Raw genomic sequence first — 19510 nt, 5'->3', positions numbered from 1 at the left:
GTTTTCTTTTGGTCGTCCGGCGCGGACTAGGACGCTTCGCCGCCGTCGCGGGTGTGACCCACGCGCTGAGCCAGCGACGCCGCCATGAAGGCGTCTAGATCGCCGTCGAGGACCCCTTGCGTGTCGGAGGTCTCGACGTTGGTCCGCAGGTCCTTGACCATCTGGTAGGGCTGCAAGACGTAGCTACGGATCTGGTGGCCCCAGCCAATGTCGGTCTTGGTGTCCTCCAGCGCCTGTTGCGCGGCCTCGCGCTTCTGGAGTTCAGCCTCATAGAGGCGCGCGCGCAGCATCTTCCAGGCCTCTTCGCGGTTCTGGTGCTGCGAACGGCCGGCTTGGCAGGCCACTGCGATCCCGGTCGGAATGTGCGTCAGGCGCACCGCCGAGTCGGTCTTGTTGATGTGCTGACCGCCGGCGCCCGAGGCGCGGTAGGTGTCAGTCCGCACGTCAGACGGATTGATCTCGATCTCGATATTGTCGTCGACCACCGGATAGACCCAGGCCGAAGCGAACGAGGTGTGACGGCGCGCGCTGCTGTCATACGGGCTGATCCGCACGAGGCGGTGGACGCCCGCCTCGGTCTTGAGCCAGCCATAGGCGTTGGGGCCCTTGACCAGCAGGGTGGCGGACTTGATCCCCGCCTGGTCGCCGTCGGTCTCTTCGATCAGCTCGGTCGTCATGCCGTGGGCGTTGGCCCAACGGGTGTACATGCGCAGCAGAATGCCGGCCCAGTCGCAGGACTCGGTGCCGCCGGCCCCGGAGTTGATTTCGACATAGCAGTCGTTGCCGTCGGCCTCGCCCGACAGCAGCGCCTCCAGTTCGGCGCGACCTGCGCGTTCCTTCAGCGACTTCAACTGGGTGCGGGCGTCGTTCAGCGAGTCCTCGTCGGACTCCATCTCGGCCAGTTCCGCGTATTCGAGGGCGTCCTTGAGGTCGCGCTCGATCGACTGCACGGCCTCGACCTTGGCGGCCAGGTTCGCGCGCTCGCGGGATACGGCCTGGGCCTCGGACGGACGGTCCCACAGGGTCGGATCCTCGACCCGGGCGTTCAGCTCATCGAGCTTGCGGAGAGCGACGTCCCAGTCAAAGACGCCTCCTGAGCAGTCCCACGGACTGCTCGATGTCGGCCGCAGCGGCCTCGACATCCGGTCGCATCACGTAACTCCGTGACAGTGTTGAAGGGCGCGGGACATAACTTGCGTCGCTGTCCCGCGCAATGGACGTCAGTAGAGCCCGCTCAACGGGTCTGGCTTTTGGGTGGGCTTACCAGGCTGCGTCGCCGGCGGGGAGACGGGCGGCAGACTAGGCGGCAAATCCTGATACGGGATCGGACCCTCGGTCGGGGCGACCTCGACCTTAGGCTCGGTGCCAGGCCGGAAGGCCTCGCGCACGCCGCGAACTAGGGCGAACTTGGCGTTCTTCGGAGGCTTGAAGTCGACCACCGGCTGGCCTTCCAGCGCCACTTTCATGAAATCCATGAACATCGGCACGGGACCGGTCGCGCCGGTTTCACCCTCGCCCAGCGAGCGGTTGTCGTCGAAGCCGATGAAGACGCCGACGATCAGATTGGGCGAATAGCCGACGAACCAGGCGCTGCGATACTCGTTCGTGGTGCCGGTCTTGCCCGCCAGGGGCCGCCCCAGCGAACTGACGGCGGCGGCGGTGCCGCGCTGGACCACGCCCTGCAGCATCGAGGTGACCTGATAGGCGGTGACCGGGTCCATGACCTGCTCGCCTGGCGCGGCGAACCTAGGGCTCTCGTCGCCGTTGAACCCGGCGTCGCAGCGCTCGCAGTCGCGCTTGTCGGCGCGGAAGATTACCTTGCCCTCGCGGTCCTGGACCAGCTCGATCAGGTGGGGTTCGACGCGGCGGCCGCCGTTGACGAACGGCGCGTAGGCCGCGGTCAGCTTAAAGGGCGTCGTCTCCCCGGCCCCCAAGGCCATGGCGAGAACCGGATCCATGTCGCGAACCACGCCGGTGCGCTTGGCGAAGTCGACGATCTTCTTCATGCCCACGCCTTGGGCCAGGCGCACGGTCATGGCGTTGATCGATTGCTCCAGGCCCTTGCGCAGCGGCTGTGCGCCGTAGAACTCCTTGTGATAGTTCTCGGGGCTCCACTCCTCGCCATTCGCGCCCTTGAAGGTGATGGCGCTGTCGACGATCACGCTAGCGGGGGTGTAACCGTTCTCCAGAGCGGCGGCGTAGACGAACGGCTTGAACGACGAGCCGGGCTGGCGCATTGCCTGGGTGGCTCGATTGAAGTTTGAGAGCGAGTAGCTGTAGCCGCCGACCAGCGCCACGACGCGCCCCGTATAGGGCTCCATCGCCACCAAGGCGCCGTTGACGGCGGGGATCTGACGCAGCCGGTAGCCGCCCTGAGCGGTCCTTTCCACGAAGACAAGATCGCCGGCCTTCAAGCCCTTGCCAGCCTTGGCCCACGTCATGTCCTCGGCGACGATCTGCCCCTCGCCCTCCTTCTTGACCAACCGGACCCGGCCATCGTTGGACGTGACCAGCGCCGCGCGCCATTGACGACGTTCGGAAGGCGCTGCCTTGGTCAGGGCCGTCTTCTCCCAGTTCAGGTCGCTGGGTTGAACGTGACCCCACGCTCCGCGCCAGCCATGGCGGCGGTCGTACTTCTCCAGGCCGTCCATCAAGGCTATCCGCGCCGCGCTCTGCAATCGCGGGTCCAGTGTGGTGCGCATGTAATAGCCGCCTTCGTTCAGGCGGGGACCCAGGGTGGCCATGCCGCGCTGGCGGACTTCCTCGACGAAGTAGTCGGCGTCGCGATAGGCGGCGCGCTTGGGCGCGGCCTGGACGGACAGCGGCTCGGCCATAGCTTTCTGGGCGTCGGCCTTAGAGACCCATCCCTGCTCAGCCATCTGACCCAGAACCCAGTTGCGACGGGTGATCGCCTTGGCTCGGTTTCTGATGGGGTGATAGTTATCCGGTCCCTTAGGCAGCGAGGCCAGATAGGCGCACTCGGCCAGGGTCAGGTCCGGCAAGGCCTTGCCGAAATAGTTGTAGGCCGCCGCACCAACGCCGAACGAGCGATAACCCAGCCAGATTTCGTTGAGATAGAGTTCCAGGATCTGCTGCTTGGTCAGCGACTGCTCCAGGCGATGCGCCAGGATGGCTTCCTTGAACTTGCGACCCACCGTGGCGTCGGACGTCAGCAGGACGTTCTTGGCCACCTGCTGGGTGATCGTCGACCCCCCCTCAAGACGCCGCCCGCGAACGGCATTGCCGACGTTCTTGATCATCGCGCGCGACAGGCCGCCCACGTCGACACCGCCGTGCTGGAAAAAGTTGCGGTCCTCGGCGGCCAGGAACGCCTGCGCCAGTTGCGGTGGGATCTGGTCGTACGGGATGAAGATCCGGCGCTCCTTGGAGTACTCGCCGATCAGGGTGCCGTCCCAGGCGTAAACGCGCGTCGCGGTAGGCGGACGATAGTCCTGCAGCTCACCGGCGTCGGGCATGTCATGGAACAGCCAGGCAGCATAGATCGCGATCGCGAACCCCGCGACGGCGATCGCCGACAGCACCGCCACGCCCGCGATGGCCATCCATCGTTCGGTGGGTTTCAGATCCACGCGACCTCCGTCGAACGGGCCCCCTCGCCCGCTGCACACTCTTCACTAGATCGCTTGTCGCGGAACCGTAAGCGGTTTCGCGGTCGCACCTCGCCGGCGACGACGCGATCGATCATGCCTGTGATTAGAGCGCGACAGTCGAAAGGGGAAGCGTGGTCGCCTAAGACTTGCGAACGCCGGAGGAAAAATAGGCCTCGATCGAGTCGCCAACAGCGTCGACGAGACGCGCACGACTGGCCTTGGAGCTCAGGAAGGCTTCATCATCTGGATTGGTGATGAAGCCCATTTCGAGCAATACGGCCGGAACATCCGGCGCGAGCAGCACAATGAAGCCCGCGTCGCGGTGGCTGCGGCGCAGCAGAGCAGTTTCTTCACCCACATTGGCCAGGAGCAACTGCGCAAAGGCCGCCGAACGGTTCTTGGTCGCCCGTTGCGACAGGTCGAGCAGGATCTGGCTCACCGCGCGGTCACGGCCCGGCATGTTGGCCTTCATAAGCCAATCATCCTTCTCGAGGACCCTGCCGACACGGTCGGCGCCTTTCTCGGACAAGGTGTAGACCGAAGCCCCACGCGTCGTCGCGTCGGGTCCAGAATCAGCGTGAAGCGAGATGAAAAGATCCGCGTCGGCGCGGCGCGCGATCTGCACGCGCGATTCGAGGGGGACGAAGGTGTCTGTCTCGCGCGTCAGCACGACCTGGAAACGGCCCGTCCGCTCGAGGCGCTCTTTGAGCGCCTTGGCCGCCGCCAGGGTCACTTCTTTCTCAAAGATGTTGGCGCCGACAGCGCCAGAGTCTTTACCGCCGTGTCCGGCATCGATCACGACCACCTTCTTCAGGCGAAGGGGCGGCGCCTTGACCGGCGCTGAGACAAGTGTCGGCTGCGGCGCCTGTGGCGCGACGGCGCCGTCCACGGCCTTGAGGTCGATCACGTAGCGATAAGCGGTCGCGCCATCACCCGGCGGCAACAGGAAGCGCCGACGGACTTCGACCTTGCTCGCCAGATCCAGCCGCAACCGCGCGCCGCCGGCGACCTCGTCTATCAACCAGCGCTTCACAAGGCCCTGGCCGGCGCCCTGCAGATCGCCGGAAACCATGACGTTCGGGAGAGCGATGACGAGGCGCTGGTCGGCCGCGCCATCCGCGAGCAGCTTTCCGGCCGCCGCGCGGTCTAGATCAATGACGACCCGCGTTTCGACCCGATCCCCGCCAAAGCGAACCTTCTGCACACCCGCAGGGGCCGCAGGACCTTTAGCGGTGGCCACGGCCACGCCGGCGAGCGTCATCCCGCCAACGATCAGCATGGCTCTGACCCAGCCCATCCGAGCGAAACTGATGAGACGTCTACGCATTTCCGCCCGCGATACCCGGAACTGGTGAACTGGAGCTCAATATCGATCACCCTGGGTAGCGAAAGAGTTAAGTCGCGTTCGCCCTGGGAAACCTTTTCTTTTGCGCGCCAATGTGGCTACAGTCCCGCCGCACGCGAAATCCGTGATCGTCACGACTCCGCGTGAGCCGCTCAGGCGTCGAATTTGGTCTTGAACCCCTTTCGACACTGGGGCGGCAGATTAGATTGTGTTCGAGACGTGGTCGACCTGGCGGGCAAGACGCCTGCAGAGACGCCGCGCCACGGGGCCCGCGTCGGGCTCAAACGCCGTCCCGGCGACGACGCGCCATCCAATCCCGCGCCAGACGCGGTAGGGACAAACGAACCTCAATGGGCTGCGCCGCACCCGACCGCCTTTGGCACCTGACCCTTCGCAACCGCGCTGACGGTGCGACGGTCGGCGACGCGCGCGCCCTTCATTCATATCGGCGACCGGGCCCAGCGCCCGCAGCGCGCCGCGGAGACTTCCTTTATGTCGAAGAAGATGCTGATCGACGCAGCACACGCCGAAGAGACGCGTGTGGTCGTCGTGGACGGTACCCGGGTTGAAGAGTTCGATTTCGAGAGCCAGACCCGCAAACAGCTTCGTGGAAACATCTATCTCGCCAAGGTGACGCGCGTCGAACCCAGCCTGCAGGCTGCGTTCATCGAGTACGGCGGCAACCGTCACGGTTTCCTGGCGTTCAACGAGATCCACCCCGACTACTACCAGATCCCGGTCGCCGACCGTGAAGCGCTGATGCGCGACGACTCCGGCGATGACGAGGATGACACGCCGATCTCGCGTCGCGCCTCGGGCGGTGACGACGAGGACGACGTCAATGGCGGCGATCGCGCGGTCGACGACGACGAGGACGACGTCGAAGAAGAGCTGGCGCGCCGCAAGCGCCGCCTGATGCGCAAGTATAAGATCCAGGAAGTAATCCGCCGCCGGCAGATCATGCTGGTTCAGGTCGTCAAGGAAGAGCGCGGCAACAAGGGCGCGGCCCTGACCACCTACCTGTCGCTCGCCGGCCGCTACGGCGTCCTGATGCCCAACACCGCCCGTGGCGGCGGCATCAGCCGCAAGATCACGGCCGTCACCGACCGCAAGCGTCTGAAGAGCGTCGTCCAGAGCCTGGACGTGCCGCAGGGCATGGGCCTGATTGTCCGTACGGCCGGCGCCAAGCGGACCAAGGCCGAGATCAAGCGCGACTACGAGTATCTGCTGCGTCTGTGGGAGAATATCCGCGAGAACACGCTCCACTCGATCGCGCCGGCGCTGATCTACGAGGAAGAAGACCTCGTCAAACGCGCCATCCGCGACATGTATGACAAGGACCTGGACGGCATCTGGGTCGAAGGCGACGCCGGCTATAAGGAAGCGCGCGACTTCATGCGCATGCTGATGCCGAGCCAGGCCAAGAAGGTCTTCAACTACCGCGATCCGACGCCGCTGTTCGTCAAGCACAAGATCGAGGACCATCTGGCCCAAATCTACTCGCCGGTCGTGCCGCTGCGCTCCGGCGGTTATCTGGTGATAAACCAGACCGAGGCCCTGGTCGCCATCGACGTCAACTCGGGCAAGGCTACGCGCGAGCGCAACATCGAGGCGACGGCCCTCAAGACCAACTGCGAAGCGGCCGAGGAAGCCGCCCGCCAGCTGCGTCTGCGCGACCTGGCTGGCCTGATCGTCATCGACTTCATCGACATGGATGAAGCCAAGAACAATCGTACGGTCGAGAAGGTGCTGAAGGACGCGCTGAAGGACGACCGCGCGCGGATCCAGATGGGCAAGATCTCGGGCTTTGGCCTGATGGAGATCAGCCGCCAGCGTCGCCGCACCGGCGTGCTGGAAGGCACCACCCATGTCTGCGAGCACTGCGAAGGCACGGGACGTGTCCGTTCGGTGGAATCGAGCGCCCTGGCCGCCCTCCGCGCGGTCGAAGCCGAGGCCCTGAAGGGCTCGGGCAGCGTGATCTTGAAGGTCTCGCGCTCGGTCGGTCTCTACATCCTCAACGAAAAGCGTGACTACCTGCAGCGCCTCCTGGCCACGCACGGCCTGTTCGTGTCGGTCGTGGTCGATGACAGCCTGCACGCCGGGGACCAGGAGATAGAGCGCACCGAGCTCGGTGAGCGCATCGCCGTGGCGCCGCCGCCGTTTGTCGAGGAAGACGACGACTTCGATCCGAACGCCTACGAGGACGAGGAAGAAGAAGACGAGGTCATCCTCGAGGACGAGGACGATATCGACCGCGAGAATACCGACGACGACGACGCGTCGGCGCGCAAGTCGGCCCGTGATGACGATCGTGGTGACCGGAAGGGCCGCCGTGGGCGTCGTGATCGCGGCCGCGGCCGTGGTCGCCGTGATGATCGCGAGAGCGATGGTGAGGCTGAGGGCGAAGACGAGGACGTCGCCGCCGACGCCGCGGATGACGATCGCGCCGAATTCGGCGATGACGATGAGGGCGGCCGCCGTCGCCGCCGTCGGGGTCGTCGGGGTGGTCGCCGTGGCGGTCGCGAGGACGGTGATCGTCCGACTGACGCTTTTGTGTGGATCCGTCCGCGGGTGCCCTTCGGCGAGAACGTCTTCACCTGGCATGATCCGGCCGCACTGGTCGGCGGCGGCGAGTCGCGTCGTCCGGCGCCTGAGCCCCGCTCTGAGGCGTCGAGCGAGGCCGCGCCGCGTCCTGAACGGGCCGAGCGCGAGGAGCGCCCGGGCCGAGAGCGCGGGCGTCGCGGTCGCGACCGCGGCCGTCGCCAGCGTGATGAGGCCCCGATCGCCGAGGTGTCTGCCGTCGAAAGCGTGACCGCCGAACCGGCCGAGCCCTTCGAAGCGCCGATCCTGGCTCCGCCCGTGATCGCCGCGCCGCCTGCGGACGTTTGGGTCGAACTGCCGGAAGTCGAGGAAGCGCCCAAGAAGCCCAAGCGCTCGCGTTCGCGCGGCAAGAAGGCCGCTGAAGCTGCTGTGGAGACGGTGGAAGCCGTCACCGAGGCGACGACAGAGTCTCTTGTGGCCGACGCTGCAGAGCCCGAGGCCGTCGAGGTGGCTCCGCCCGCCCCGGCTGTCGAGGCTGCGCCAAAGCCCGCTCCGGTGGTCGCGGCCGTCGAAGAGGCCAAACCCGCCGAGCCCGATCCCAATGAGATCACTGCGCCGCCGGAGAAGCCCCGTCGGGGCTGGTGGCGCCGGTAGGCTCTAGTGATAGCGACCCGCGCGTCTTCCCGGCGCGCGGGTCGAATTCTTTCGCATGACGAGGAAGAACCCTTGTTCCCTCGCCTTCGCGATCCAAGTTAGACTGGTCAGGGTTCGCGGGGGCGCGATCTGGAGATCACTTGATGACCTCGCGCAGCGGGCGGGCCAGTAAGAGACTAGGTGGGGCTGTCTGCGCCCTCGCCGTGCTCGCCTCCACCCTGTCAACGCCCCAATCGGTCAAGGCCCAGAGCGACGGCCCCTCTCTGATCCGTGACACGGAAATCGAAGAGATCCTGCATCGCGACTCTGATCCGATCTTCGCGGCGGCGGGACTGGATCCGAAGAACGTCCGGATCCTGATCGTGGGCGACAAGTCACTGAACGCCTTCGCGACTCAAGGCCTGCAGATGGGCCTGAATACGGGCCTGATCCTTCAGACCGAGAACCCCAATCAACTGCGCGGCGTCATCGCCCACGAGACCGGCCACCTTGCTGGCGGCCACCCCATCCGTTCCGACGAGATGATGCGCGCTGGCCTCAAGCCGATGATTCTGACCATGGGCCTTGGCGTGCTGGCTGCGCTCGCGGGCGCGCCGGACGCGGGCGCCATGCTGATCGGTAACGCGCAATACGCCGGCGCACTGGGCGCACTGGGCTACAGCCGCGAGCAGGAGTCGCGCGCCGACCAGGCCGGCGCCGGGTTCCTGGAGGCCACCGGCCAATCGGGACGCGGACTCGTCGAGTTTTTCGACAACTTCCGCTACCAGGAGGTCTTCGATCAGGCCCGGCGATACGCCTACTTCCGGAGCCACCCGCTTTCCTCGGAACGGATTGAGGTGCTGCGCAGCCGCGTCGAGCGCCAGTCGCACTACCACACTGTCGACACGCCCGAGGATCTGGCCCGCCACGAGGTGATGAAGGCCAAGCTTGAAGGGTTCCTCAACCCCCAGGTCGCGCTGATGAAGTACAAGGAGACCGACACAGGGTTTCCGGCCCGCTACGCGCGCTCTATCGCCTATTATCAGATGAAGGAGCCGGATCGGGCTTTGAAGCTGCTCGATGGCCTGATCGCCGACCATCCCGACAACCCCTACCTCTGGGAGCTAAAGGGCCAGGTGCTCTTCGAGTTCAACCGCGTCGAGCAGGCCGAGGAGCCGCAGCGCCGCTCGGTGGCGCTGAAGCCGGACGCGGCCCTGCTGCGCATCAATCTGGGCCAGACGCTGATCAACCTGAATGATCCCAAGAAGGTCGAGGAAGGCGTTCAGGAGCTCAAGCGCAGCCTTCTGAACGAGCCCGACAACCCGGTGACCTGGCGCTTGCTGGCCCAAGCCTACGACAAACAGAAGAAGGATGGTGAGGCGCGTCTGGCGACGGCCGAGCAGTACTTCTCGCTCGGCGCTGTTCGCGAGGCCAAGGTGTTCGCCATGCGCGCTCGGGAACTGCTGACCAAAAACACGCCCGACTGGCGTCGTGCGACCGATATCGTTCTGGCCTCGCGCCCCTCGAACCAGGAACTGAAGGACCTGGCGAAGGAAAGCGCCATGCCCTCCTCCGCCGGTCACTGACCGCCCCGCCTCCAGAGACCTCCATGATCCTGCTTCGTCGCGCCGCGACCTTCGTTCTTCCCCTGACCATCGCCGGACTGGCCCTTTCGGGCTGCGATCAATCCAAGCCGGACAAGGCGTTTGGCGAGAAGGTTCGCGCCTACCTGCTGGAACACCCCGAAGTTCTGATGGAGGCCAGCCAGAAGTTGCAGGAGAAGCAGGCCGCGCAGCAGGCGGTGTCGTCGCAAAAGGCCATTGGCGAATACCGGCAGGCGATCGAACGCGACCCGCGCGACATCGTCATCAATCCGGCCGGCACGATCACGGTGACCGAGTTCTTCGACTATCGCTGCGGCTTCTGCAGACAGGCCACGCCGGCGGTGCTTGAGCTCGTCCAGAAGAACCCGGACATCCGGCTGGTGCTGAAGGACTTCGTGATCTTCGGCAACGACAGCGAAGCGGCCGCGCGCATCGCCCTGGGCGCCAAGGACCAGGGCAAGAGCCTGGAGCTGCACAAGGCGCTGATGGCCGAGAACGCCCTCGACGCGATGGGCGCCCTGCGCATCGCCAAGGGCCTCGGCATCGACATGGACAAGGCCAAGGCGGTCGGCGAAAGCCAGGCCATCACCCAGCATCTGGCCGACACCGAGGCTCTGGCGCGGGCCCTGAACCTATCGGGCACGCCCGCCTTCATCGTCGGCGACACCCTGGTGCCCGGCGCGGACATCAACGCCCTGAAGCTGGCGATTGAGCAGACGCGGGCGGCGCGAGCCAAGGCGGGTTGAGCCGCCGCCCTCGCCCTTCGACAGGCTCAGGGTGAGGGCTAATTCAAACCGCGTACAACTAGAAACCTCACCCTGAGCCTGTCGAAGGGCGAGGTTTCGATCTCTCCAAACTAGATCAGTCCTGCTAGCGGCGAGCTGGGATCGGCGTAGAGCCGCTTTTGCATCCGGCCAGCCAGATAGGCCTCGCGGCCGGCGATGACGGCGTGCTTCATCGCCTTGGCCATACGGATCGGGTCCTTGGCCTCGGCGATGGCGGTGTTCATCAGGATGGCGTCGCAGCCCAGCTCCATGCCGATCGCCGCGTCGGACGCCGTGCCAACGCCGGCGTCGACCAGGACCGGCACCTTGGCGTTCTCGATGATGATGCGCAGGTTGACGCGGTTCTGGATGCCGAGCCCTGAGCCGATCGGCGCGCCCAGCGGCATGATAGCCACCGCGCCCGCCTCTTCCAGCTTGCGGGCGTAGACCGGGTCGTCCGAGCAGTAGACCATCACCTGGAAGCCGTCGGCGACCAGCAGCTTCAGCGAGCGCAGGGTCTCTTCCATGTCGGGGAACAGCGTCTTGGGGTCGCTGAGGACCTCCAGCTTGACGAGGTCCCAGCCGCCCGCTTCGCGAGCCAGACGCAGGGTGCGCACCGCGTCCTCGCCGGTGAAGCAGCCGGCGGTGTTGGGCAGATAGGTGAATTCGGTTGGCTTGACGTAGTCGACCAGCAGCGGCTGGCTGGGATCGGTCAGGTTCACGCGCCGCACGGCCACCGTGACGATCTCGGCCCCGGCCGCGCGGGCGGCGGCGGCGTTGGTCGCATAGTCCTTGTACTTGCCCGTGCCCACGATGAGGCGCGAGCGAAAGGTGCGGCCGGCGACGGTCCAGGTCTCGTCGCTGTCAGCGGTGACGGAGTCGGGGGAAACATGCGCGTTCATGCGGCTGGTTTACGCCCCCGTCCTTTCCCTGTCATCCCGGGCGAAGACCCGGGAGCGCAACAAACTCGGCGCATCCCGAGGTACCGGATCGGCGTGCTTCGCACTTAGCCGGGATGACAGCCTTTAAGGTCAACCGCCGCCGATAAAAGTGACGATCTCGATGCGGTCGCCATCGGCCAGCGCCGTATCGGCGTAGCTAGAGCGCGGCGCGATCTCGAGGTTGCGCTCGACCGCCACCTTGCGGGCGTCCAGGCCCAGGCTGCTCACCAGATCAGCGATCGTGACCACCCCGGCCACATCCCGCTCTTCCCCGTTCAGTAAAAGCCTCATCTCTCCTCCGAAGCGAGCCGTGCTTGTGACCCGGAGGAAGCGGCTATACAAGACCCTCGGAATCGACGGCGGAGCCGCATGGTAAAACCGATCCACGTGCTGAGCGGGCCCAACCTTAACCTGTTGGGGAAACGCGAGCCCGAGATTTACGGCAAGGACACCCTCGATGATGTCCGGACGCGCTGTGAGGCGCGGGCGGCTTCGCGTGGCGTTTCGGTGGTCTTCCGCCAGTCCAACCATGAGGGCGTGCTGATCGATTGGGTGCACGAGGCGCGTGAGTCGGCCTCGGCGCTGGTCATCAATCCGGCCGGCTATGGCCACACCTCGATCGCGCTTCTGGATGCGCTCAAGACCTTGAGCATTCCCGTGATCGAGTGTCACTTGTCCAACCCGGCGGCGAGGGAGGAATTCCGCCGCCACACCTACGTTTCGCTGGCGGCCACGGGGATCGTCTCCGGCTTCGGCGCGGCGAGTTACGAACTGGCGATCGAGGCCGCCTTCGGCCTGATCCGCGAATAGCAACGATAACGTCCGGCGCCTTCCGCCGCCCGGCGCATCAGAAGAACAAGGTAAGCTTCCATGTCGAACCCCAAGGCCCCCGCCGATCCGGTCGAAGCTCCCGCGATCGACGCCCGTCTGGTCCGCAAGATCGCGGACATCCTGAAGGACACGGGCCTGTCCGAGATCGAAGTCGAGCACGCCGGCCTGAAGATCCGCGTCGCGCGCGAGCTGACCGCCGCGCCGGTCAACTACGTCCAGGCTTCCGCGCCGGCCTATGCTCCGGCGCCCGTCGCGGCTGCGGCTGCCGCTGCGCCCGCTCCAGTCGCTGAAGCCGCCCCGGCGCCCGCCGCTGCGCGTGGAGACGCCGTCAAGTCGCCGATGGTCGGCACGGCCTATCTGTCGCCGCAACCGGGCGCTGACGCCTTCGTGAAGGTCGGCGACACCGTTTCGGCGGGCCAGACCCTTCTGATCGTCGAAGCCATGAAGACCATGAACCCGATCGCCGCTCCGAAGGCCGGCAAGATCGTCGAGATCCTGGTCGCCGACGCCCAGCCCGTCGAGTTCGGCGAGCCGCTCGTCGTCATCGAGTAACGCTCATGTTCGACAAGATCCTCATCGCGAACCGGGGCGAGATCGCGCTCCGGGTTCACCGCGCCTGTAAGGAAATGGGCATCGCCACCGTGGCGGTTCACTCCGAGGCGGACCGCAACTCCATGTGGGTGCGTCTGGCCGACGAAAGCGTCTGCATCGGCCCCGCGCCCGCCGCCAAGAGCTATCTGAACATCCCGTCGATCATCGCGGCCGCCGAGATCACCGGCGCCCAGGCGATCCACCCGGGCTATGGCTTCCTGTCGGAGAACGCCCGCTTCGCCGAGATCGTGGGCGCGCACGGCTTCACCTTCATCGGTCCTAAGCCCGAGCACATCCGGATGATGGGCGACAAGATCACCGCCAAGCAGGCCGTGAAGGACGCCGGCATCCCGGTCGTCCCCGGCTCGGACGGCGGCGTCTCGACCGAGGAAGAGGCCTTCGAGGCCGCCGAGAAGATCGGCTTCCCGGTGCTGATCAAGGCCGCCGCTGGCGGCGGCGGGCGGGGGATGAAGGTCGCCCAGACGCGTGAAGACCTTGCCGAAGCGGTGTCGACGGCACGCGCCGAGGCCCGCGCCGCCTTCGGCGACGACACGGTCTATATGGAGCGCTACCTCCAGAAGCCGCGTCACATCGAGCTGCAGGTCATCGCCGACAGCCACGGCAACGTGGTGCACTTGGGCGAGCGCGACTGCTCGCTGCAGCGCCGTCACCAGAAGGTGCTGGAAGAAGCCCCCTCGCCGGCCCTGTCGGCCGAAGGTCGCGCCAAGATCGGCAAGATCGTCGTCGATGCGGTCAAGGCCATCGGCTATCTGGGCGTGGGGACCATCGAGTTCCTGTGGGAGAACGACGAGTTCTTCTTCATCGAGATGAACACCCGCCTGCAGGTCGAACACCCGGTCACCGAAGCCATCACCGGCATCGACCTGGTGCGCGAGCAGATCCGCATCGCCGCCGGCCTGCCGCTGTCGTTCACCCAGGAGGACGTCGTCTTCGAAGGCCACGCCATCGAATGCCGGATCAACGCCGAGAATGCGCGGACCTTCACGCCCTCGCCGGGCGTGATCACCGACTTCCACGCCCCGGGCGGCCTGGGCGTTCGCCTGGATTCGGCGATCTACACCGGCTACGCGATCCCGCCGTACTACGACAGCCTGATCGGCAAGCTGATCGTGCACGGCCGTGACCGCGCCGAGTGCATCGCACGCCTCAAGCGTTGCCTGGGCGAGATGGTGGTGGGGGGCGTCGAAACCACGATCCCGCTGTTCCAGGACCTGCTGGTCCAGCCCGACATCCTAGCCGGCGACTACAACATCCACTGGCTGGAACGCTGGATCAAAGCCCAAGAAGCTTGAGGTCCGGTTTGCGATGGACGACGCCTTCACGGTCGACGATCTGATCGCCTGCTATGCGCGCGGCGTCTTTCCGATGGCCGACGCAAGAGAGGACGAGAGCCTCTTTCTGATCGATCCCGAGCGGCGCGGCGTGCTGCCGCTCGGGACTTTCCACATTCCCAAGCGCCTAGCCCGCACGGTTCGCAATGGATCGTACGAGGTTCGCGTCGACACCGCATTCGACGCGGTGATCGAGAACTGCGCCGCCTCGCGGCCCGGAAGGCTCGACACCTGGATCAATCATCCGATCCAGCGGCTCTATGGTCAGCTCTACGCCCGAGGCCTCGCCCACAGCGTCGAGACGTGGCTGGACGATGAGCTTGTCGGCGGACTCTATGGCGTGTCGTTGGGCGGGGCGTTCTTCGGCGAGAGCATGTTCTCGACCGCGCGAGACGCCAGCAAGGTGGCGCTGGTCCACCTCGTCGCGCGCTTGACTGCGGGCGGGTACGAACTGCTGGACACCCAGTTTCTCACCGAGCATCTGGCCCAGTTCGGCGTCACGGAGATCAGTCGAGCGGACTATCGCCGCCGGCTATCCAAGGCCCTGACGATCCAGGGCGACTTCTACGGCTTGGCGGCCGGCGCGACCGGGATCGACTGTTTGCAGGCGATCAGCCAGGCGTCATAGACCGGGTGCTGCAGCGGGTTCAGGCCCGGCGAGCTGGCGTACATCCAGCCCTTGTAGATCTGGCGCCCTGGCGGGGCGGCGCGACCGGCCTGAGCCTTGGGTTGGGTGTCGACCACCACATAGGCGGCCGATTCCGGCGCGACCTCGTCGGCGGCGGCGGTTTCGCAGGCCCGTACGGTGAAGATCAGGGTCTTGTACCGGATCGGCTGACCGATCGGGACCTCGAACCGCATGGTCTCGGTGGTGACCTTATCTAGCGCCTGCAGGATGGCCACCGAGTAACGCGCGCGTTTGGCAGGCTCGGCAGGCTTGGTCGTCGAGGTGGGCGGCTTAGCCTGGGTTGCGACGCCCGGCGCGGGCGACGCTGGCGGGTTCGGGTTGGCCGTGGCGGGCGCGACCTGGACGGGCTGGGCGGGCCTCAACTCAGCGGCCGGCGTCGTCGGCGCCGGTCTCGGGGTGGGCGCTACTGGCGCTGGCGCAGCAGCGGGCGCGGTAGCTGGCGCCTGGGCTTGAGGCGTTCCCGCTTGGCGCGCGACAGCGATACCCGCCACGGCCAAGCCGGAGAGGACGCTAACCGTCGCGATCAGGCACGCCCGGCGGGCCATGTCCCTATTCCGGAGACCAGGCTTGATAGTCGCTTGTGGCGGCTTGACGCTCACCGCCACGGGTCAGCGAGCCCTTGGGACGCCAGGCGTGCACGGTGCCGGTCAGGTTCGGGAGCGTGTCCTTTTCCCACTCGCGGCGCTTCAGAGGCTCGCGGGTCGGCGGCTCGTCCAGCGTATAGTGCAGCCAGCCGCTCCATTCAGCCGGGACCTTCGAGGCCTCGGCATAGCCGTTATAGATCACCCAGCGGCGCTTACGCTGATCGTAGCTATCGCTGTTGTCGCGCGCTTCGAAGTATCGATTGCCGTAGTCGTCCTGACCCACGAAGACACCGCGGCGGCCGATGTGGAAACGCTGCCCGAGGGTCGCGCCGTTCCACCACGTGAAGATCGCTTTCAGCACTACGTTCGCACCTGAATCTGCAAGGCTTTGCGAGGCCGCGACGAGCGCGGCGAAGCGGCCGGACCATAGCGCCCCGCGCCGTCACCGTCCAGCCGCGCGCCCGCCGCGGCGAACTTCAACATCTTGTGGATTAGCACCTCATAACCCGCAACATCTATTGAGGGTCACGAACCAAGGTTCTAACTTGTGGTGCGACCTTACGCCCATCCCGGCCGCGTGGAATCACGCGTTAGGGATTTGGTAAGCACTTAAGCTGGCACCCGGACCAGGAAACGCCCATGCGCACCGCCGCCAAAGCCGCAGGTCTTGCTCCCGCGATGGAATGGCGTGACCTGGAGCGGGCGGACAGCGTTGTTGTCGTGTCCGCGCCGTCGTCCTGGTCGGACGCGCGCGTCGAAGCCTGGCTGGACTGGGGTGGCGAGGTCGAGCCCAAGGCGCCGCTGGGCGGCGGTCCGGCGCGATACGCCGCCCGCGTCGCGCAACTGGGCCTCTCGCGCGGTCTTTTCGGCGACAAGGCCGACGCCGACGCGTTCCGCGAGGCCCTGCTGACGACCATGCTGGCGGGGGTCGCGACACCGACCTCGGGTCAAACCGGCCTGCGACAGCTGCCGGATATCACCGACTTTGAGTTCCAGAGTCAGGCGCGAGACATCTTGAGCCAACGCCGGGCGCGCGTCCTGGCGTCACAAGCCGCCGCGCGGTTGAACGCCGCGCTCGATCAGGTCGCCGATGCGGTGCGTCGCTGCCAGGGCGACAGCCGCGCTTGCAGCGATGTGCGCAAGAACCCCGCCTTGGCCCGCGCGGCGCGGAAAGCGCGCGAGCTGGGCGCTGACGATCAGACCATCATCGACGCCATCGCCCTGGCTGACCAGCCTCGGGCGCCGCTGATCGCGCCCCCAGAGAACGACGAGCGCCCCCTGGTCGCCGCCGCGACTCGCCAAGCGGTTTCCGCCGGCGACGAGGACGCCACCCTCGCCGCCCAGGTCGGTTGGGAAACCAGCGCCCTGACCCTGGCGCTGTCGCCGACCGACGCCGAAGCCCTGTCTCGCGGCGCGGCGATCGGCGCGGCGATCGACGCCAGCGTCTTTCTGGACGCCGAAGGGTTCGACATCGAGCGCTTCACCTTTGTCTGCCATCTGTGGGCCACGGCCCTGGAGCTGGATCGCGGCGATCGCCCGGCCCGCTTGTCGCTGGCGGGCGTGGGCGACTGCCTGCTGAGCCAAGGCTACAGCCAGACGAGCATCGAAGGCAAAGACGGCGCGGCCGCGCTCTGGGCTCTCGCCGTCGGCGCCGCCCTGTCGGCCAGCGCCGAGGCCGCCGCCGTACTGGGTCAGGATCCCGCGTTCGATCATGACCGCCAAGGCGTCCTCAAGACCATAGCCGAACGCCGGGTTCGCGCCGCCGCCCTGCGCTCGGCGCTGGCGACGGAAGCGGCGGCCTCACTGGCGACTGCGCACGCCCTGGCCCGCAAGCACGGCCTCCGCTCGGCCGGACTGGTCGGTCCGTTCGTCGACGCCGAGGCGACGCTACGCCTTGGCGGCGCGCCCGTGGGCCCGGCGGGTGCGATGGCGCCGGTGTCAGTGGCCCAGACGGCCGATGGCTTCTTGATGCCGACGTTCAGCGCCGCTGCGTTCGAGGCGCTGTCCTCCGAGGGCGTCGACCTCGACGCCGCCCGTCGCCACGCGCTGGGCCATGGCTCTCTGGCCGAGAGCCCGGCGATCGACCACGCCATGCTGCAGGCGCGTGGCTTTACCGCTCACGAGATTGAAAAGGCCGAGAGCGCCCTGCGCGAGCATCACGGCATCCGCGCCGCCTTCGCCCCGTCCGTGGTTGGGGCCGGATTCCTACGCGACGTGCTCGGCGCCTCGGCCGAGGATGTCGCCCGCCGCGATTTCGACACCCTGGCCTTCGCCGACTTCTCGGTCGCGGAGATCGCAGCAGCTGAACGCCACGCCCTGGGCGCAGGTACGCTGGGCGACTGCGAGGCGCTCAATCCCGACCTTCGCGAGGCGTTCCGCTCCGTCGAAAACGCCACGTTCCCAGAACGCCTGGCCATGCTGGCGGCCGTGGAAAGCTTCGCCTGTCTGCCGACGGCCGTGACAGTGCTGATCCCGCACGATGCGCGTCCGGCTGACGCAGTGCGCGCGCAGGCCGCAGCGGCCAGGGCCGGGGTACGCGCCCTGCGCCTGCAGCGTGCGCCCACGCCGCACGACTTCAAGCTGGATCTGCCCGAGGAACCGGCGGCCGAAGCGCCTCGCCCTCCTCCGCCGCGCGAGCCGATAGTGACCGAGCGCGTGGTCGAGCGGATCGTCGAACGCGACCGCTCACGCCGCCGCCTGCCCGACCGTCGCAAGGGCTACATCCAGAAGGCCGCTGTCGGGGGGCACAAGGTCTACCTGCATACGGGCGAGTACGAGGACGGCGAGCTCGGCGAGCTGTTCATCGACATGCACAAGGAGGGCGCGGCCTTCCGGAGCCTGATGAACAACTTCGCCATCGCCGTCTCGCTGGGCCTGCAGCACGGCGTGCCTCTGGACGAGTTCGTCGATGCGTTTGTCTACACCAAGTTCGAGCCGGCAGGCCCAGTCACGGGCAATGACTCGATCAAGTCCGCGACCTCCATCCTCGACTACATCTTCCGCGAGCTCGGCGTGTCGTACCTCGGCCGCGACGACCTCGCCAACGGCGATCCCGGTGAGTTCAACGCTGACGGACTCGGCGCCGGCAAACGTCTCGCCGAGGATGACCTGCTGGACGACGACATCGATCCGGTTCCCGCCAGCCGCTTCATTTCCAAAGGTTTTTCGCGCGGCGCCACGCCTGACAACCTGGTCTTTGCCAGCTTCGGCCGGCGTAGGGTCGAGGGCGCCGACCGCCCGGGGGCCGATGGCGAGATGTGCCCGGCCTGTGGCGACCTTTCGCTGGTGCGCCGCGGCGGCATGACCGTCTGTGACACTTGCGGGGCGCAGTCCGAACGTCCCGGCCCGATGGCGTCGTCGTAAAGGCCGTTTGGCTGGCGTTAAGCTTGCTGGGTCAGGGTGCGGACAAGCCTTTCCGCTCAGGACCTGCGCCAGAATGAAACCGATCGCCCTGCCCGCAGCCGCCGTCCTCGGCATGGCGCTCGCCGCCGCGCCCCCGGTCAACGCCCAGAACGCCGGCCAGATCGCGGCCGTGCGCAACGGCGCCAATTGCCCCCGTTGCAACCTCTTCCAGGCCGATCTCTCCAACCTGACCTTGAAGGGAAAGAACCTCGCCGGCGCGCGGTTGAGGCAGGCGGACCTCTCAACAGCCGTCATGAACCGGACCAGTTTTGCGGGCGGCGACCTCCGAGACGTCAACGCCTATGGCGCGGTGCTGACAGGGGCCAGCTTTGTTCGGTCCGACCTCACCAACGCCAGCTTCGTCGGCGCCTATCTGCAGGGCGCGAATTTCGCCGGCGCAAGGCTTTCTGGGGTCAACCTCTCAGGCGCTGAAATGGACCGAGCCACGGGCTTGAAACAGAGTCAGTTGAGTCAGGCTTGTGGCGACGACTCCACGTTGTTACCGCGCGGGTTATCCGTTCCCCGCTGCCGTTAAATCCCCGTCATTACCGCAATTTAAGTGGTCTCTAGGCCTCCGACGGTCCAAACCGTAACTCACACAGTCGCGTATGGACTGCACGGAG

At 66.6% G+C, this 19510-nt stretch carries 18 protein-coding genes; 10 read left to right on the top strand and 8 right to left on the bottom strand.

All coding sequences use genetic code 11. The annotated features are described in order from the left end of the window. Positions 1-26 precede the first annotated feature (26 nt). The 3 genes from prfB to J2X45_RS03415 all read right to left on the bottom strand — a co-directional run bounded on the left by prfB (position 27) and on the right by J2X45_RS03415 (position 4938). A protein-coding gene (gene prfB, locus J2X45_RS03425) for a peptide chain release factor 2 (RefSeq protein ID WP_310211336.1) occupies positions 27-1152 on the bottom strand; the annotation gives its coding sequence in 2 pieces (ribosomal slippage) (positions 27-1082 and positions 1084-1152; 1125 coding nt in all). Between the two features lie 68 nt (positions 1153-1220). After that, on the bottom strand, positions 1221-3590 hold the full coding sequence (locus J2X45_RS03420; protein ID WP_310211334.1) for a penicillin-binding protein 1A: 2370 nt from the start codon (positions 3588-3590) through the stop codon (positions 1221-1223). Between the two features lie 160 nt (positions 3591-3750). Continuing rightward, positions 3751-4938: an N-acetylmuramoyl-L-alanine amidase gene (locus J2X45_RS03415; RefSeq protein ID WP_310211332.1), complete on the bottom strand. Its 1188-nt coding sequence runs from the start codon at positions 4936-4938 to the stop codon at positions 3751-3753. Between the two features lie 368 nt (positions 4939-5306). On the opposite strand from J2X45_RS03415, the gene J2X45_RS03410 reads away from it, so the two are divergent. The 4 genes from J2X45_RS03410 (at position 5307) to J2X45_RS03395 (ending at position 10480) form a co-directional block, all read left to right on the top strand. Beyond that, positions 5307-5525 (top strand): hypothetical protein, encoded by a 219-nt coding sequence (locus J2X45_RS03410; protein ID WP_310211329.1) that lies wholly within the window; start codon positions 5307-5309, stop codon positions 5523-5525. Then, complete coding sequence (locus tag J2X45_RS03405; protein ID WP_310211327.1) at positions 5449-8151, top strand: ribonuclease E/G; 2703 nt, start codon at positions 5449-5451, stop codon at positions 8149-8151. Before J2X45_RS03410 ends, J2X45_RS03405 begins: the two co-directional genes overlap by 77 nt. 143 nt (positions 8152-8294) lie before the next feature. Further along, positions 8295-9716: a M48 family metallopeptidase gene (locus J2X45_RS03400; RefSeq protein WP_310211325.1), complete on the top strand. Its 1422-nt coding sequence runs from the start codon at positions 8295-8297 to the stop codon at positions 9714-9716. 23 nt (positions 9717-9739) lie between these two features. Continuing rightward, positions 9740-10480, top strand: a complete 741-nt coding sequence (locus J2X45_RS03395; RefSeq protein ID WP_310211323.1) for a DsbA family protein — start codon at positions 9740-9742, stop codon at positions 10478-10480. Positions 10481-10590: 110 nt separating this feature from the next. Here the strand turns inward: J2X45_RS03395 and J2X45_RS03390 are convergent, their stop codons facing one another. Further along, positions 10591-11400 (bottom strand): thiazole synthase, encoded by an 810-nt coding sequence (locus J2X45_RS03390; protein ID WP_310211321.1) that lies wholly within the window; start codon positions 11398-11400, stop codon positions 10591-10593. A gap of 129 nt (positions 11401-11529) precedes the next feature. Then, positions 11530-11730 carry a sulfur carrier protein ThiS gene (gene thiS, locus J2X45_RS03385; protein ID WP_310211318.1) on the bottom strand — a complete coding sequence of 67 codons (201 nt, stop codon included), beginning with the start codon at positions 11728-11730 and terminating at the stop codon, positions 11530-11532. 78 nt (positions 11731-11808) lie between these two features. Between thiS and aroQ the strand changes: the two genes are divergently transcribed. Genes aroQ through aat form a run of 4 tightly spaced genes read left to right on the top strand, consistent with a single transcriptional unit; the run spans position 11809 to position 14841 of the window. After that, the gene (gene aroQ, locus J2X45_RS03380) at positions 11809-12249 is read left to right on the top strand and encodes a type II 3-dehydroquinate dehydratase (protein WP_310211316.1); all 441 of its coding nucleotides are present in this window, start codon (positions 11809-11811) and stop codon (positions 12247-12249) included. Between the two features lie 60 nt (positions 12250-12309). Continuing rightward, positions 12310-12822, top strand: coding sequence for an acetyl-CoA carboxylase biotin carboxyl carrier protein (gene accB / locus J2X45_RS03375; RefSeq protein WP_310211314.1), 513 nt, complete (start codon positions 12310-12312; stop codon positions 12820-12822). Positions 12823-12827: 5 nt separating this feature from the next. After that, positions 12828-14174 (top strand): acetyl-CoA carboxylase biotin carboxylase subunit, encoded by a 1347-nt coding sequence (accC, locus tag J2X45_RS03370; RefSeq protein WP_310211312.1) that lies wholly within the window; start codon positions 12828-12830, stop codon positions 14172-14174. A 13-nt stretch (positions 14175-14187) separates the two neighbouring features. Next, complete coding sequence (gene aat / locus J2X45_RS03365) at positions 14188-14841, top strand: leucyl/phenylalanyl-tRNA--protein transferase (RefSeq protein ID WP_310211310.1); 654 nt, start codon at positions 14188-14190, stop codon at positions 14839-14841. Here the strand turns inward: aat and J2X45_RS03360 are convergent. From J2X45_RS03360 to J2X45_RS03350, 3 genes are read right to left on the bottom strand one after another with little or no spacing between them, the layout of a single operon-like run. After that, positions 14778-15446: a DUF2155 domain-containing protein gene (locus tag J2X45_RS03360; protein WP_310211307.1), complete on the bottom strand. Its 669-nt coding sequence runs from the start codon at positions 15444-15446 to the stop codon at positions 14778-14780. The genes aat and J2X45_RS03360 overlap by 64 nt on opposite strands. Before the next feature lie 4 nt (positions 15447-15450). Next, complete coding sequence (locus J2X45_RS03355; protein ID WP_310211305.1) at positions 15451-15846, bottom strand: NADH:ubiquinone oxidoreductase subunit NDUFA12; 396 nt, start codon at positions 15844-15846, stop codon at positions 15451-15453. Beyond that, a complete protein-coding gene (locus tag J2X45_RS03350) occupies positions 15846-15968 on the bottom strand; it encodes a hypothetical protein (RefSeq protein ID WP_310211303.1) in 123 nt (40 codons plus the stop codon). The genes J2X45_RS03355 and J2X45_RS03350 overlap by 1 nt, the downstream gene beginning before the upstream one ends. 156 nt (positions 15969-16124) lie before the next feature. On the opposite strand from J2X45_RS03350, the gene J2X45_RS03345 reads away from it, so the two are divergent. Next, the gene (locus J2X45_RS03345) at positions 16125-18848 is read left to right on the top strand and encodes a ribonucleotide reductase (RefSeq protein ID WP_310211302.1); all 2724 of its coding nucleotides are present in this window, start codon (positions 16125-16127) and stop codon (positions 18846-18848) included. 73 nt (positions 18849-18921) lie between these two features. Next, positions 18922-19422 (top strand): pentapeptide repeat-containing protein, encoded by a 501-nt coding sequence (locus J2X45_RS03340; RefSeq protein ID WP_310211300.1) that lies wholly within the window; start codon positions 18922-18924, stop codon positions 19420-19422. Positions 19423-19510 lie beyond the last annotated feature (88 nt).

Origin of the sequence: Caulobacter sp. BE264, from assembly GCF_031457805.1 — a bacterium.
Taxonomy (GTDB): domain Bacteria; phylum Pseudomonadota; class Alphaproteobacteria; order Caulobacterales; family Caulobacteraceae; genus Caulobacter.
Note: the sequence above shows the minus strand (reverse complement) of the source record. Positions and strands in the feature narration are given on the sequence as shown.